Annotated in this window: 8 protein-coding genes; 4 read left to right on the top strand and 4 right to left on the bottom strand. The window is 72.0% G+C overall.

The window, feature by feature from the left end:
- Positions 1-12 precede the first annotated feature (12 nt).
- Positions 13-417 (top strand): ChaB family protein, encoded by a 405-nt coding sequence (locus tag ACN28C_RS27900; RefSeq protein ID WP_422774832.1) that lies wholly within the window; start codon positions 13-15, stop codon positions 415-417.
- Between the two features lie 197 nt (positions 418-614).
- On the opposite strand, the gene ACN28C_RS27905 is transcribed toward ACN28C_RS27900, so the two are convergent.
- Positions 615-1,880, bottom strand: coding sequence for a serpin family protein (locus tag ACN28C_RS27905; RefSeq protein WP_422770490.1), 1,266 nt, complete (start codon positions 1,878-1,880; stop codon positions 615-617).
- A gap of 285 nt (positions 1,881-2,165) precedes the next feature.
- On the opposite strand from ACN28C_RS27905, the gene ACN28C_RS27910 reads away from it, so the two are divergent.
- The 3 genes from ACN28C_RS27910 (at position 2,166) to ACN28C_RS27920 (ending at position 5,737) form a co-directional block, all read left to right on the top strand.
- The gene (locus tag ACN28C_RS27910) at positions 2,166-4,610 is read left to right on the top strand and encodes a carbohydrate binding domain-containing protein (RefSeq protein WP_422770491.1); all 2,445 of its coding nucleotides are present in this window, start codon (positions 2,166-2,168) and stop codon (positions 4,608-4,610) included.
- Between the two features lie 81 nt (positions 4,611-4,691).
- On the top strand, positions 4,692-5,021 hold the full coding sequence (locus ACN28C_RS27915) for an ArsR/SmtB family transcription factor (protein WP_422770492.1): 330 nt from the start codon (positions 4,692-4,694) through the stop codon (positions 5,019-5,021).
- Positions 5,021-5,737 (top strand): cation transporter, encoded by a 717-nt coding sequence (locus ACN28C_RS27920; protein ID WP_422770493.1) that lies wholly within the window; start codon positions 5,021-5,023, stop codon positions 5,735-5,737. Before ACN28C_RS27915 ends, ACN28C_RS27920 begins: the two co-directional genes overlap by 1 nt.
- Positions 5,738-5,808: 71 nt before the next feature.
- Here ACN28C_RS27920 and ACN28C_RS27925 read toward each other — a convergent pair whose 3' ends face one another.
- From ACN28C_RS27925 to ACN28C_RS27935, 3 genes are all read right to left on the bottom strand, one after another.
- Positions 5,809-6,078, bottom strand: a complete 270-nt coding sequence (locus tag ACN28C_RS27925; protein WP_422770494.1) for a metal-sensitive transcriptional regulator — start codon at positions 6,076-6,078, stop codon at positions 5,809-5,811.
- 127 nt (positions 6,079-6,205) lie between these two features.
- On the bottom strand, positions 6,206-11,677 hold the full coding sequence (locus ACN28C_RS27930; protein ID WP_422770495.1) for a carboxyl transferase domain-containing protein: 5,472 nt from the start codon (positions 11,675-11,677) through the stop codon (positions 6,206-6,208).
- A gap of 503 nt (positions 11,678-12,180) precedes the next feature.
- Positions 12,181-15,156: a family 16 glycoside hydrolase gene (locus ACN28C_RS27935; RefSeq protein ID WP_422770496.1), complete on the bottom strand. Its 2,976-nt coding sequence runs from the start codon at positions 15,154-15,156 to the stop codon at positions 12,181-12,183.
- Positions 15,157-15,235: the final 79 nt, after the last annotated feature.

Consider the following 15,235-nt stretch of genomic DNA (forward strand, 5'->3'; position numbering starts at 1 on the left):
CAGGCCGAGCAGATGCGTGACGATGTGCCGTCGACCGTCGCGCGATCGGACGACAAGGCGGTCCGTACCTACAAGAAGACGCTGGAGTCCGCCGAGGAGAGCTACGGCGACGGCGAGCGTGCGCACCGCACGGCGTACGCGTCGTTGAAGCACACCCACGAGAAGGTCGGGGACCACTGGGAGCCCAAGGAGGAGAAGGGACCCTCCGACCCGCAGGCGGCCCAGAGCACCCCGCGCTCGGCGGAGCAGCGCCGGGAGACGGCGCAGGGGGTGGACGCCAACGCCAGCAAGGGGCATCTCGACGAGGTCGCCCACCGGGTCGGCATCGAGCGCCCGGAGCGGATGAAGAAGGCGGACCTGGTCGACGAGATCGAGAAGGCGAACGCGCGTGCCACCGCCCGCGCCCGGAAGAGGTAGGGCTCGGGCTCTCGGTGAGCCGACCCGTGCCGTGACCGTGACCGTGACCGTGACACCAGCGTTCCCGACCGCGAGCGTTCGAAAGTTCCAGGAACTCCCGAAGCGCCGTTTCGACGACTGATGCTGAGCATCACGCATCCAACCGCGAAGATGGGGCGACGTCGGTCTTCCTGAAGCCGGAAAGCGCAGGGCCGCGGTCAGCCGCGTGGGTCGGTGACGGCGCCGAGGAAGAGGATCGTCCCGGTCTGCTCGTCGGAGATGGTGAACGCGAACGGCCGGTCAACGCGGAACACCGTCTCGGCAAGGCGCGCCGAGACGGCCATCACCCCGCCGGAGACGGCGGCGGCCTCGGTGCCGCGCTCGTCCACCCGCAGGTAGGTCTTGTGTACGACCGTCTCCAGCCACGGCGCGGCCGGAGACATCGGCCGGAAGTCGGCCCGGCCCGGGGTGAACGCGGCGGAGACGCCGAGCCGGCGTAGCGGTTCGGTCAGCTCGCCCTTCCACCGCAGTTCGAAGCGGGGCAGGGCGAGCTCGTCGACGGTCTGCCCGGTGAGGCTGCCGACGGCGGCGCGCCACTCGGCGGCGTCGAGCGAGCCGACCAGGCCCTCCACGGTGTTGCCCGGATCCGGCAGCATGATCTCCATGCCGTACCGGCCGTCGTCGCCGTAGGGCAGCCGCAGCATGCGGTAACCGTCCCGCTGCGTGTGGCCGAATGTCTCGCCGGTCAGGTGCATCGTCGGCACCTCGGCCGTTTCGCCGCCGGGCAGCGTGAACGGTGCCGGCCGGGTCCTGGCGGGGTCGAACCGGGTCGTCCACTCGGCGAGGAAGTAGACCGCGTTGAGCAGCACCAGGACCGCCGCCGGGTCGGGCAGCCCGAGGTCTGTGGCGATGTCGTCGATGAGCCCGTCGGTGTGCTCGGCCGCCCAGGCGTCGATCTTCTCAGCGGTGTCGGGCGAGCCGAGATCGGCCTCCTCCACGGTGGCGCCGAAGGTGCGGCGCAGGAACGTCAGGTAGTCCTCCTCGAACGGCCTGCCCCGGTCGGCCCAGAGCGAGTCGGCCACCGAGAGCGTCACCTCGTCGGTGTCGGCCAGCCTCCGCAACAGCGCACCGACCCGCACGTCGCGCCGATCGCTCAGGCGCAGCACCCTGCCGATCTCGGTGGCGGTGTCGCCGCCGGCACCGGCCAGCAGCATGGCCAGCAGTACGGTCATCGACAGCGGCGCGACGACGGTGTTCCGCCCGTCGCCGGCCACCTCACCGAAGAGGTCGAAGGCGAAGTCGTTGACCGCCCGGCCCACCGCCTCGGCGTCGCCCGGCGAAAGCTCGGCGACCAGCCGAGCGTCGACGCGTGCGGCGTCTCCGGGTGGGGCGGGAGTGCCGCAGCCGGTCAGCAGCACCGCACCGGTGACCAGGGCCGCGCAGGCGCGGGCGGGGAGCGTGGCGTCATGCCGGGACCTACGCACGATCAACCTCCTGTCTGCCGGTTCGACGCCGGTCGAGCCGGGCCGGTTCCGTGTCCGCATGCGACGCCGACGCCCGGGGATCGAATGGCCGAAAGTACGGTGCTGCTGCGGCGGCTGCTCCTCCCTACGGGCCCTTGACATGAAATGTTCGGTCGTCAACTGTTGCTGACAGCCACGCAGCGTCGTGGCAGACGGCTGTTCGCGCACGGGGGTGGCGGAAACATGTCAACGGTCCGATCCAGACGTTCGCCGCGTTGCACCACTGGCGTCGGTGCCACCGTCGCGGTGCTGCTGGCACTCACCACCGGATCTGCCACGGCCGGCACCGGGGCGGACGCCCTGGCATCCGGCCCGGCCGGTGCCGCGTCGAGCGTGTGGGCCGGAGAGCGGCTGGTCGGCAACGCCGGATTCGAGGAGGCCACCACCGCAGCCCGCTGGTCGGTCACCGGTCCGGTCGGTGCCGTCACCGTGGTCAGTTCTCCGGTGCGGAGCGGCGGACGTGCCGCCCGGATCACCGACACCTCCACGAGCGAGGGCGTCAGCCTACGCAGCGATCCACTGACCACCATCCCGGGTGAGGAGGTGACCGCCACCGGCTGGGCGAACCGCACCTCCGGCGCTGGCGGGTGGTTGTACCTGGAGTTCTGGCGGGCCAGCGGGAGCCGGATCAGCGCGACGGCCATCGCGGCACCCGCCGGTGCCGGTTGGCAGCGGGTCACCGCCGACGATGTCGCCCCGGACGAGGCGGTCACCTTCACCGTGCTCCTCTACAGTGCCCAGGCCGAGCAGAACACCGTGGTCTGGGACGATCTGGCGGTGGCGAGCGCGGGGCCGGCCCAGTCTCGGATACCCAACGCCGGCTTCGAGGAGGTTCGGGAAGGCCAGCGGCCGACACAGTGGACGGTCGCTGCATCCGGCGGTGCCGCCACCGTGGTGGCCTCGGGCATTCGGACCGGACGTCGCGCCCTGCGCATCACGGACAACTCGACCAGCGAGCCGGTGTCGGCCCTCAGCCGTCAGGTCCCGGTCACCTCGGGGACGACCGTCACCGCCTCGGCCTGGGCACGCCGGGACAGCGGCACCAGCGGGGTGCTGTACCTCGAATACCGCCGGGCCGACGGCAGCCGGATCGAGCCGCCGGCCACTGCCTCGGTCGCCGCCGTCAGCGGGTGGCAGCGCGTCAGGGTCGCGGCGGCCGCGCCGGCCGGGGCGGTCAGCCTCACCGTGCGCCTCTACAGCCTGGCGGCGGCAACCGGCGCCACCACCTGGGACGACGTGGAGCTGCGAACCAGCACCGACCCTGGGTACGCCGAGCCGATCGGCACCGGCACCGTGCTGTTCGTCGGCGACCAACGGGTCGAGTCCTACCGGGGTGTCGCCCGGGTGATCCATCCTGGAACGAAGACCGGGGACCCGGCGCTGGCCGGCACCGGCACCGGCGTCGTCCTCGCCGGCGGCGGCTGGGACGCCAACCCCCGAGTCTCCGGCACCGTGCTGCCCGCACCGGACGGATCCGGATACCGGATGTGGTACACCGCCGCCGCGGCGGGCACCTGCGGATACTGCACTGGTTACGCCGAGAGCGCCGACGGCCTCCGCTGGAGCCGGTCCGGCACCACGGGGCCGGTTTACACCTTCGCCCCGGCAGGCGTGGTGGAAAACCCGAATCACGCCCCCGGCCGGCCGCGATACTTCATGCTGCACGCGCACGGGCCGGGTGTCCCGGTAGACCGCCGCTACTACGCCGCCCAGTCCATCGACGGCGTCACCTGGAGCCCGATGAACTCCGGCAGCCCGGTGCTGCCCGGCTGGGACGTGGCGAACGTGTCGTACGACCCCGTCACGGCGCGGTTCATCGCCACGACCAAGCAGTACCCCGTCGACTACGCCGCTTCGACCCGACCGGCCGGCCCCCGTACGGTCTGGGTCTCCACGAGCACGAACTTCGTGAACTGGACGGCCCCCCGACCGTCGTTCGCCGCCGACCCGGGCGACGACAGCGCCATCACCGACGCGGGCCGCTCCGGCACCACCCCATGGTCGGAGGTCTACGGCATGCCGGCGGTCCGCTACGGCGAGCAGTACCTCGGGCTGCCGTGGATCTTCGACATCGTCAACAGTCCGTCACCACTGGCCGACCCGGGTCCCGACAAGGGACGGCAGCACATCGGGCTGGCGGCCTCCGACGACCTGCTCGTCTGGAGCCGGCCGGCCCGGGGCAGGCTGGTCCAACCCGGCGCTGCGGGTAGTTGGGACTGGGGCTACCACCTGACCGGAAGCACACTGCTCACCGTCGGTGACCAGGTGCGGCTCTACTACTCCTCGTTCGCCGGTGAGCACAGCTGCTCCGCCGCCGACGTGCCCGCCCGGTGCGGGGTACCGATGGGGAACTCCCGCGTCGGGCTCGCGACCTGGCAACGGGACCGGTTCGTCTCGTTCCGGGCACAGCCGGGCGGGGGAACGGTGACCACCCGGACGCTCGCACCGGCCGGGCGGACGCTCTCGGTCAACGTGGCGCCGAACGGCGGACAGCTGCGGATCGAGGTACTCGACGCGGCCGGTGTGCCGGTGCCCGGCTACACCCTCGCCGACTCTACGCCGATCACCACGGCGAGTCTCGACGCCCCGGCCGGCTGGGGCACGACCCGCACCCTGCCGACCGGAGACGGCCCCCTGCGGCTGCGCTTCCACCTCTCCGCCGGAGATCTCTACTCGTACGCCATCACCTAGTGGCGCAGCGGGTCGGCGGTGGGGCCGCCGCGCCCCACGTCAGCCATTGCTGAATACAGCGGACACTGTATTGTCAGGGACGTGCATACGCTGACGCACGGGCAGGTCCTGGCCCGATTCGGCCACGCGTTGTCCGACCCGACCCGGACGCGCCTGCTGCTGGCCCTGCGGGACGGCCCCGGATATCCGGCCGATCTGGCGGAGCTGTTGGGAGTCACCCGACAGAACCTCTCCAACCATCTTGCCTGCCTACGGGGCTGCGGGCTGGTGGTCGCGGTTCCCGAGGGGCGGCGCAGCCGCTACGAGCTGGCCGATCCCCGCCTCTCCCACGCGTTGGGCGACCTGCTGGGCCTGGTGCTCGCGGTCGACCCGGCCGCCTGTCCCGACTCCGCCGAGAACGGCTGCTGCTGATGACCGGGTTGATCGAGTCGAGCGAGGCCGGCCCGGCGCCGGACCGACGGTCCCTGCTCTCCCGGCGGGTGCGGCTGCTGGTGGCGGCGACCATCACCTACAACGTGATCGAGGCGGTGCTGGCGATCACGGCCGGCACCCTGGCGTCGTCGACGGCGCTGATCGGCTTCGGCCTGGATTCGGTGATCGAGATATCGTCCGCCGCCGCCGTCGCCTGGCAGTTCGCCGGACCCGATCCGCGGGCGCGGGAGAAGGTGGCGCTACGGGTGATCGCCGTGTCGTTCTTCGCGCTCGCCGGCTACGTGACCGTCGAGTCGGTGCGCAGCCTCGCCGGCGGCGCGGAAGCGCAGCACTCGACGCTCGGACTGGCGCTCGCCTTCGCCTCGCTGGCGATCATGCCGCTGCTGTCGTACGCACAGCGGCGAGCCGGGCGGGAACTCGGATCGCGCTCGGCGGTCGCGGACTCGAAGCAGACGCTGCTCTGCACCTACCTCTCCGCGGTGCTTCTCGTCGGCCTCGGCCTGAACAGCCTCTTCGGCTGGTCCTGGGCCGACCCGCTGGCGGCGCTGGTCATCGCCGCGCTGGCGGTGAAGGAGGGCCGCGAGGCGTGGCGGGGTGAACTCTGCTGCGCACCGGTGGCCGGGACCGTCGACGGCGCGACGAGTGCGGGTTGCGCGGACGGCTGCTGCACACCGGTCGACGCGCCTTCGACGTGACCGGGCCGGACGGCTGGACGCGCGGCGCCGTGCCCGGACGGCGCCGCGACCCACCCCGCACGCCTGCGCGATCAGGCCAGGGAGAGGAAGAGCCTTTCCATCTGGTCGAGGTTGGCCCTGCGCTCCTCGCTGTCGGCGTCGTCGGACATGCACTGCTGCAGCCCGCTGGCCACGATCTTGAAGCCGGCACGGTCGAGCGCCCGGGACACCGCGGCCAGCTGGGTGACCACCTCGGCACAGTCGCGGCCGTCCTCGATCATCGCGATCACGCCGCGGATCTGACCCTCCGCGCGACGCAGCCGCTTGACCACCTCGGCGGTGGTGTCCCCTTCGATTCGCATGCGTCGACAATACACCCGGGGGTATTTAGCGTGACGGGATCGGAGAGTGGCCGGCGGCACTGCGGCCAGAGTGGCCAGCGGACCCCTTCGACCGGTACGTCCCCAGGAATCCGCTGACCTCCCACACCTATCCCGCCGGCCGGCGCACCCGGACGTCGATCGCCTCGATGATCCGGGGACGTAGCTCGGCCGCACGGATCACCGCGTCGACGGAGCCGACCTCGACCGCCCGCTGGATACTGTGCACCCGGTCGAACTCGGTCGCCACCTCGCCGAGCTTCTCCGCCCGCACCTGCGCACGCAGCTCGTCGAGTTCCGCCGCGAGCGACCCGCGCTCCGTGCCGGACGCGGCGGTGAGCCGGGCCTCCAACTCCCGCACCCGTGCATCGGCTGCGGTGCGCGCGTTGACGTCGGCCGAGAAGACCACCGCCGCAGCGGGAGCACCGCCGAGCACCGAGGCGAAGGAGCCCTCCAGCGCGAGGACGGTCATGTTCGGGTTGAGCGCCTTGGAGAAGACCACGAACGCGCCGCCGTGATAGCGGGAGATCACACAGAAGACGATCGGGCCGCGGAAGTTGACGATGGCGCGGCCGATCTCGGCGCCGTACTCGAGTTGCAGCTTGCGCATCGACTCCGGGGAGCCGTCGAAGCCGGAGAGGTTGGCGAGCACCACCAGCGGGCGGTTGCCGCTGGCCGCGTTGATCGCCCGGGCCGCCTTCTTCGACGATCGGGGGAAGAGCGTGCCGGCCGTGTAGGTGTCGGGGCCGTCGGTGGGCGGGAAGCCGCGCCGGGGCACCGAGCGGGACTCGATGCCGAGCAGGCAGACCGGGACACCGCCGAGGTGCACGTCCTGTACCACCGCGGTTTCCGCGTCGGCCATCCCCGCCCAGCGCTCCAGGACCGGGTGGTCCTGGTCGGCGAGGGCACGCATCACCGTACGGATGTCGAAGGGCTTCTTCCGCTCCGGGTTGGTGGCGGAGGAGAAGATCTCGCCGACGGTCTTGAAGGGGCTGCCGGCCACGGCGTGCGGGTAGTCGGTAACGTCCCGGTCCACCGGATCGGTGGTGGTGGCCCGCCGTGGGGACGTCTCGCCGGGGACCACGTACGTGTGGTCGTAGTGTGCCATCAGCACGTCGCGCGCGGCGGTGAGCGTCGGCGCCCAGTATTGAGCCTGGCCGTTCGGGCCCATCACCCGGTCGTAGCCGCCGATGCCGAAGTTGTCCTCGGCCGAGACGCCGCCGGAGAAGTCGAGCGACTGCTTGCCGGTGAGCACCATCGCCGACTCCGGGGTCATCACCAGGATGCCCCTGGTGTGCATCAGCATCGTCGCCTCGGCGTTCCAGTACGGCTGCGCGCCGACGTTGATGCCCGCGACCACGATGTTGATTTCGCCGTCGGCCTGGGTGAACTCGACGATCCGCTTGAGCGCCGCCGCCACCCAGTCCATGTTCTCGGTGCCCGACGTCATCGAGATCCGGGCCCCGGCGGAGAGCGCGTACCACTCCAGCGGCACCCGCAGCCGCTCGGCCAGGTCCAGCGCGGCGATCACCCGTCGGCACTCCGGCTCGGCGAGCGCACCCAGCGACTTGGTCGGGTCGCCGAGCAGCACCACCCGCCGGACCCCCTCGGGGTGCCGCGCGGTCGGCGTGCTGACGACGCCCGCGACGATCCCCGCCCGGTTCTGCCCCTTGGGCCGGTCGACCGGCACCAGCACGTTGTCGGCGTCGAGGTCGTGCTCCACGAAGTCGCCGAGCAGCCCGGTCAGCTCGTACGGGTAGACCGTGTTGCGGCTGCTCGCCCGCAGCACCTTCAGCCGGTACGCGTCGAGCGGCTCGATCGCCTCGTCGGAGGGCTCGCCGATGATCAGCTCGGTCCCGCCCGTGACGTCGAAGGTGATCCGCACGGTGACCTTGACCAGCTCGCCGGTGCGCCGGTCACGCTGCCGCGCGATGAACTCGATCTCCTCCAGCCCGGCTCCGGCGGTCGTCGGCGCGACGCGCCGCGCGATCATCTCCATCTCCGCGCGGCTGATGGAGATCGGCGGCCAGACGTAGATCACGATCCGGTTGGTGCTGAACCGCTTCTCCGACGACCGCTGCGCCTGTGCCCGGCGGATCGAGTCGAGACACGCGGCGACGGTGTCCTCGGCGGTCGGCAGCGCGATCAGCCTGCCGTCGTGCTCGCGCAGCTCGGTCAGGTCGCGTACCTGCGCGAACGCCACGAGCCGGTCGTCCGCCGGGTCCTCCCGGGCCACGCAACGGAACAGGTAGACCTCCTCGTCCGCCGACGGCAGCCGGGTGAGGTCGAACTTGCGCAGCCGCTCCAACTGCATCCGCTGGGCGATGTACGGGTGCAGGCCGCGGATCAGCCGCTCCTCGGCGATGCCGGTGGTCGACGGCCGGAAGGTGAAGTGGTGGTGCATCACGGCACCGCCCCGGCCGGCGACCGTGGTGGTGATCCGGCGCACCTGCTCGGGGAGCGGCTGCGCGGCCGCGACCTGGAGCAGCGCCGCCGCCATCGCGTCGGAGTCGGCCGGCTGCCCCTCCCAGGAGAGGTAGATGTCGGCGTCGACCGCCGACCCGGCGCCGGCCAGCTCGGCGAGCCCGGCGAGCGCGCCGCCCAACTGCTCGAAGCCGACCGCGGCGGAGACCAGGCGCGAGCCGGCCCGCTCGGCGACCACGAAGGTGTGCCCGGCGGCCTGGACGATCCGGATGCCGGCAAGGCCCTTGTTGCCGTAGTAGCGCCGGGTCAGCACCTCGAGCATGACGGAGTTGTCGAGGTTCGCCCGAGCCAACCGCTGGCCGAGCAGCCGCACCAGTGGCTCGGTGCTGCGTACCATCTCGGCGATCCGCTCGTCGCGGTCGGGCGACTGCGGCTGCTCGTCGAGATGGCGCAGGTGCTTGCGGACCTGGGCGTAGACGCGGGCGCGGTTGCGGCGCAGCAGTGGCTGGCCGAACCAGGCGAAGACGACGCCACGCGCGAGGTCGGCGATCACCGGGAAGCGGACCTGGGTGGCCGCGACCAGCCGCTCCAGGACCAGGCCGGCCGGCTCGCGCAGCGTCTCGTCCGGTGGCGGTTCGCGAAGCCAGGAGCGGAGCAGCGTGCTGACCACGGCCGCGTCGGCGACGGCACGCTGCTGGGCCAGGAAGATGCGGAACACCGCGGCCTCCAGCTCCGCCGTACGCTCCAGCTCGGTGACGCCGTAGTGGCCGAGCGCCTTGGCGAGCCGGGCCTGGAACGTCTCCGGCAGCCCGGCCCGCTCGACGTCGAGGCTCTGCAGGTAGGCGTGGAAGTATTCGCGGGCGCTGTGCACCCCGGTGTCGATCGGACCGTCCTCGCCCGCCGGCCGGTTGCGGCTGAGTTCGGCCAGGGTGGCGAAGACGTCGAGCAGCTCGACCTCCCCGGCCAGCGGCCGGTACCCGGCGTTGGCTGCCGCCACCCGGGCGGTGAGGTAGTCGCCGAGCACCCGGTGATCGTCGGTCGGGTCGGCGTCGAAGCCGAGCAGCAGGCGGCGCAGGTCCTCCTGCCCGCGCGCGGCGCGCTGCCGGGCCGGCGCGTCGACCGGCGGGTCCGGCAGGTCGAGCTCGACCGCGCCGACGGTCGTGGTCTCCCGCACCTCGTCGCCGCCGAGCGGTTCGAGGCGCAGCAGCGCGGCGCCGGCCTCGACCTTGCTGCCCACCGAGACCAGGCACTCCTTGACCCGGGCCCGGAACGGCGCGCGCAGCACCGTCTCCATCTTCATGGCCTCGAGCACCAGCACCGGAGCGTCGGCCTCCACCTCGGCGCCGGGCTCCAGCGGGGTGGCGACCACCAGCGCGGGCATCGGCGAGCGCAGGACGCCGCCCTCGTCCCGCCCGATCCGGTGGGTGATCCCGTCGACCTCGACCAGGTGGATCGCGCCGTGCGTGCCGGTCAGCAGGCGGTGCCGGACGCCGTTGACGACGATTCGCCCGGAGTGCCGGTCGAAGCGCTCCATCTCGACGTCGGCGGACCGGATCTCGCCGCCGGCCTCCACGCTCACCCGGAACCGGTGCGGGCCGACCCGGCCGACCCGGACCCGGTAGCCGGCGCCACGCAACGTGAGGTCGAGGGGCCGGCCGCTCTCGTGGCGCACCTGCGGGCGCCCACCGAACGCGGTGGAGAAGAGGCGCTGCCGCTCGACCCGCTCGTCCTCCTCGTACGCCTCGATGCCGGCGACCGCCAGCGCGACCGCGGAGTGCCGACGCGAGATCAGCCGACCCTCGCCGCGTACCCGGTCGATCCAGCCGGTGTCGGCGCTGCCGTCGATCACCTCGGGCTGGTCGAGGAGGTCGAGCACGAAGCTCTTGTTGGTCGCACCGCCCTCGATGATCACGGTGGTCTCGGCCACCGCACGGCGGAGCCGGCCGAGCGCCTCGTGCCGGTCCTTCCCGTACGCGATGACCTTCGCGATCATGGAGTCGAAGTCACCGGGAATCTCGTCGCCGACGCTCACCCCGGTGTCCACCCGGATACCCGGCCCGGCCGGGAGGTCCAGGCGGGCGATCCGCCCCGGGGACGGCGCGAAGTCGCGGTCGGGGTCCTCGGCATTCAGCCGGGCCTCCACCGCGTGCCCGCGCTCCACCGGCGCCGTCCCGACCAGCCGGCCGCCCGACGCCACGTGCAGCTGCGCCTTGACCAGGTCGAACCCGGTGGTCGACTCGGTGATCGGGTGTTCGACCTGCAGCCGGGTGTTGACCTCGAGGAATGCGAGCAGGTCGTCGCCCGGGTGGTAGAGGAACTCGACGGTCGCGGCCCCCCGGTAGCCGACCGCCACCGCGAGCCGCTCGGCGGAGGCCCTGAGCTCGGCCGCCCGGTCGGGCGGCAGCACCGGCGAGGCCGACTCCTCGATGATCTTCTGGTTGCGCCGCTGTACGGAACAGTCGCGCACCCCGAGCGCCCACGCCGTGCCCGCACCGTCGGCGATCACCTGCACCTCGACGTGCCGGGCGCCGGTGACCAGCCGCTCCAGGAAGACCACCCCGCTGCCGAACGCGCGCGCCGCCTCCTGGCTGGTCCGCTCGTAAGCCTCGGCCAGCTGGTCCGCGTCGCGCACCACCCGGATACCGCGCCCGCCGCCGCCGGCCGTGGCCTTGAGCATCAACGGATAGCCGATCCGGTCGGCCGCCTCCAGCGCCGCCTCCAGGGTCTGCACCGGCCCTCGGCTCCACGGCGCGACGGGGACGCCGACCTCCTCCGCGATCAGCTTCGCGCCGATCTTGTCGCCGAGCTTGCGCATGGCATCCGGACTCGGGCCCACGAAGGTGACGCCGATCTTCTCGCAGAGCTCCGCGAAGGCCGGATCCTCCGCCACGAAGCCCCAGCCCACCCAGGCCGCGTCCGCACCGCTCTCGACGAGGGCACGCTCGAGAACCTTCAGATCGAGGTACGGCCGGCTCGCCGCAGGGCCGAGACAGTAGGCGCTGCTCGCCTCCCGTACGAACGTCGCGGTCTGGTCGACATCGGTGTACAGCGCGACGGTCTCGATCGGCGCGCCGGTCTCCGCGACCAGCTCACGGACGGCGTGGATGAACCGCATCGCGGCCTCACCACGGTTGACGATGGCAATACGACGAAACACCGCGGGCTCCTGCCTCACCGAACGTCTACTGGGGCGACGGGTCGTTGATATCGGCTGCCGGTCGTCGCAGGGGCGACGGTGAACTCCAACGTTTCCCTCCTCGTTTCCAGGAATCCTGCCGTATCCATCCGCGTCTCGGTCCGTGAGGATGTGGCGGCGTCGCGGTGCGGCCCGGTGGCCGGTCCGGCGGCGTGCGCGCCGGTCGCCGGGCCGACGCCGAGCGATGGCACCTGGAGTAGTGTCGACGTGACGTAAGGTGAGCGGAGGTGCGTCGGCGGCGGCGAGGATCGTGCCGGGGCTGCTGTCCGGGTCGCGGCGGAGCCACCGTCGAACGACGGCGCAACGTTCGGCAGGAGTCCGGCCACGCCCCGACTATACGGCCGGTCAGGAGCGGCCCGAATGTCCCGAGTTGCGCTGTCGACCCGGTCGCCGCGGTGGCGCCGATACGGACGGCCGGGCCGGCGAACCGTCCCGGCCGTCCGAGTCTCGGCCCTCGACCGGCGCTACGGGTCGAGCGGCTCGACCCAGATGTTGCGGTACTGGACCGGATTGCCGTGGTCCTGCAACCGGATGGCGCCGGTGGCCGGGCCCTCGGGCCGGCTGCCGCCGGTGGGGCCGAGGATCTCGACGTCGTCGTGCACGGTGACGCCGTTCCACACCACCGTGACGCGTGGGTTCTCCACCTTGGTGCCGGCCGCGCCGTAGCGGGCCTGCCGGTAGGTGATGTCGTACGACTGCCAGGTCTCCGGTGGCCGGGCCGCGTTCACGTCCGGGGCCTTCTGGGTGTAGATCGCCGCCGCGTCGTTGGTCTGCGGCGGGTCGATGCCGTAGGAGTCCAGCACCTGGATCTCGTAGCGGTCCTGCAGGTACACGCCGCTGTTGGCGCGCGCCTGCCCGGTCACCTCCGGCGGATAGCGCGGCAGGTTGAACTCGACGTGCAGCCGGAAGTCGCCGAAGGCCTGCACGGTGCGCAGATCCCCGTTGCGTACGGTCATGGCACCGTCGGCGACCGTCCACTCCGGTTCGCGCCCGTCGGTGTGCTGCCACTCGGTCAGGTCGCGGCCCTCGAAGAGCGTGATGCGCCTGCCGTGCGGGCGGACGGCCAGCACGTCTAGGTTCACGTGCCCGGAGTCCGCGACCTCCTTGCGGTACTCGACCAGGTTACGGCCCCTGCCCAGCCGCACGGTACTGGTGACCGTGCCCCACTCCTCCCAGGTCACGGTAGAGGCAAAGACCGTCTGCTCCACCCGTTCGCCGTTGACGTAGAGGCTCAGCTGCTTCTCGCCGGAGAAGGGGTGCGGCCCGTTGCTGTAGCGCATCGCCAGGTCGTACGTCCCGGGCTTCCGGACCTCGACGGCGATCCTGGTCGACGAGCCGTCCTCGGCGAACCCGGCGGCGAACCCGGCGCCGGAGTAGGCGGCGTGGTCGGTCGCCATGCCGACGCCGACCGTCCGGCCCTCCTCGGCCTCGTAGAACGTCTGCTCCTGCACCACGCGACCCGGGATCTCGTTGAGCGTGTACCAGGCCTCAGTGTTCCACAGCTCCTCGCCGTCGGCCGAGGCGAACGGGCGGGGTGACCGCAGGTGCACGACCCGGTTCTCCTTGAGGCCCGGAATGGTGAGCCGGACGGTGCGGCGGTCCCGGGACAGCTCGGCCTGGCTGACGGGGAGCGTCTCCAGCTCGAGCTTGGGCCCGCCGTACTGGCTGGTCGCGCCGTAGCGCCACTGCGTCACCTGGTACGCGTCGGCCAGTTCCCGAGCGGTCTGCGCCGACAGCGGTTCGGTGTACTCCAGCTCGAACCCGGTACGCGACGCGCGCATCCGCCTGACCTCGAAGACCGAGGCGCCGTTGGGTGTCAACTTCTGCAGCCCGTAGCTGAGCTTGCCTTCCTGGCCCCAGTTGCCGCCGGCGCCCAGGCCACCCACGTAGAGCGCGCCGTCCGGGCCGAGGGTGACCTCGTTGATGCCGGACTCCAGGCCCTGGGTGTGCCGGAACACCGCGCCCTGGTACTGGCCCTCGACCTTCTCCAGGAAGATCCGCTGGAGGCCCCCGTAGGTCACGTCACCGACCACCAGTTGTCCCTGGTACGGCCCCTTTTTCAGCAGCACGGGGCTGGACGGCGAGTTGGCGATCTCGTTCTGCGGCAGCCAGACGATGGGCCGGGTCACCCGGTTGTCGTCGAACGGGCCGGCCGGGGTGGTGTAGTGGTTGTAGAACGCTCCCGGCCTGATCTCCACCAGCTTGGAGGCGGGTAGCCAGCCGCCCTGGTTGTCGGTGACGAGGACCTCACCCCGGGGCCCCCACCCGATCCCGTTGGGAGTTCGCAGCCCGCCGGCGACGTACGTGATCTTCCCGGTCCGGGCGTTCACCCTGATCGAGGTGCCACGGTTCGCCGCGGGCTGGGGCACGGTGGTGGCGCCACCCAGGTTGATGGCGACCGAGAGGTTGAGATAGAAGTAGCCGTCCCGGTAGAGCAGGCCGAACGCGAACTCGTGGAAGTTGCCGCCCCACGGCCAGGTGGCTACCGTCCGGCGGCTGTCCGCGACGCCGTCCCGGTCGGTGTCGCGCAGCGCCGTCAGCTCGTGTTTCTGGCTGACGTAGACGGTGCCGCCGACCACGGCGACGCCCTGCGGTTCGCGGAGTCCGTCGGCGAACCTGCGGTAGGTCACCCGCTCCGGGCCGGTCCGGCCGGTGGCGCCCTCGACCACGTAGATCTCGCCGGTAGCGTTGTCGGTGCCGCCCCAGGTCGAGATCACCAGGTCGCCGTCGGGCCGGAAGGCCATGCCGGTGACCTGTGGCTGGAACCCGTCGGGGCGCAGGTCGGTGAGGGTGTAGCCGGGGTGCACCCGGTCGAGCGGCAGGCCGTCGCCGGCCGAGTCGGTGGCGCCCTCGCAGTATTTCCACCCCGGCGCCGTGACGCGTACGACGCCCGCGTCGGTGCTCAGCGCGGAGGTCGGCACGAGCACGAAGTCGTCGGCGCCGGGAGTCCGCCACTCGAGCCGCAACACCTGGTCACCGCCGTTGTCGAAGAACTCGACGAAGAGCGGGTGCAGGCCGGCGCCGAGGGTGATCGACCCCTCCTGGGAGGTCTCGCCGTGCAGACCGTCGTGGTCGACGACGCGCTGGTCGCCGATGGTCAGCCGGGATCCGTCGTCACTGGTGAGCCGGAACGTGTAGCTGCCGTCGACGGGCGCGTCGAGGTTGGCGATCACGTGGCTGATGAACCGGTCGGAGAGGCCGAACTCCTCCGTGCCGGTCCAGTTGACCTGCGGCATGAGCTTGTCGACGTTCGGCGTCTGCGCGGGCTTGAGGGTGCAGAGCGCCGCGAGTGGAGTGCCCATGTCATACGAGCGCAGGGTGACGCCGGGCTCCTGGGCGGGGACCTCGGCGGCGGCCGGCGCGGCCGGGGCGACGGCGGTCAGGGCGAAGAGGGTCGCCAGCGCGGCACCGGCGGCCGCGGTCGCGGATCGACGGCGCACGGGCCGTCGGTGCGGAGCGGGCACAGTTCCTCCTGGTGGGTGTCGGCTCCCGGCCGGGGCAGCGGCCGGGCGGGCGAGT

It is taken from the genome of Plantactinospora sp. WMMC1484, assembly GCF_049315195.1.
Lineage (GTDB): Bacteria > Actinomycetota > Actinomycetes > Mycobacteriales > Micromonosporaceae > Plantactinospora.

Coding starts and splice junctions, on each gene's coding strand:
- ACN28C_RS27900 (WP_422774832.1), top strand. CDS start 13: ATGCGTGACGATGTGCCGTCGACCGTCGCGCGATCGGACGACAAGGCG.
- ACN28C_RS27920 (WP_422770493.1), top strand. CDS start 5,021: ATGACCGGGTTGATCGAGTCGAGCGAGGCCGGCCCGGCGCCGGACCGA.
- ACN28C_RS27925 (WP_422770494.1), bottom strand. CDS start 6,078: ATGCGAATCGAAGGGGACACCACCGCCGAGGTGGTCAAGCGGCTGCGT.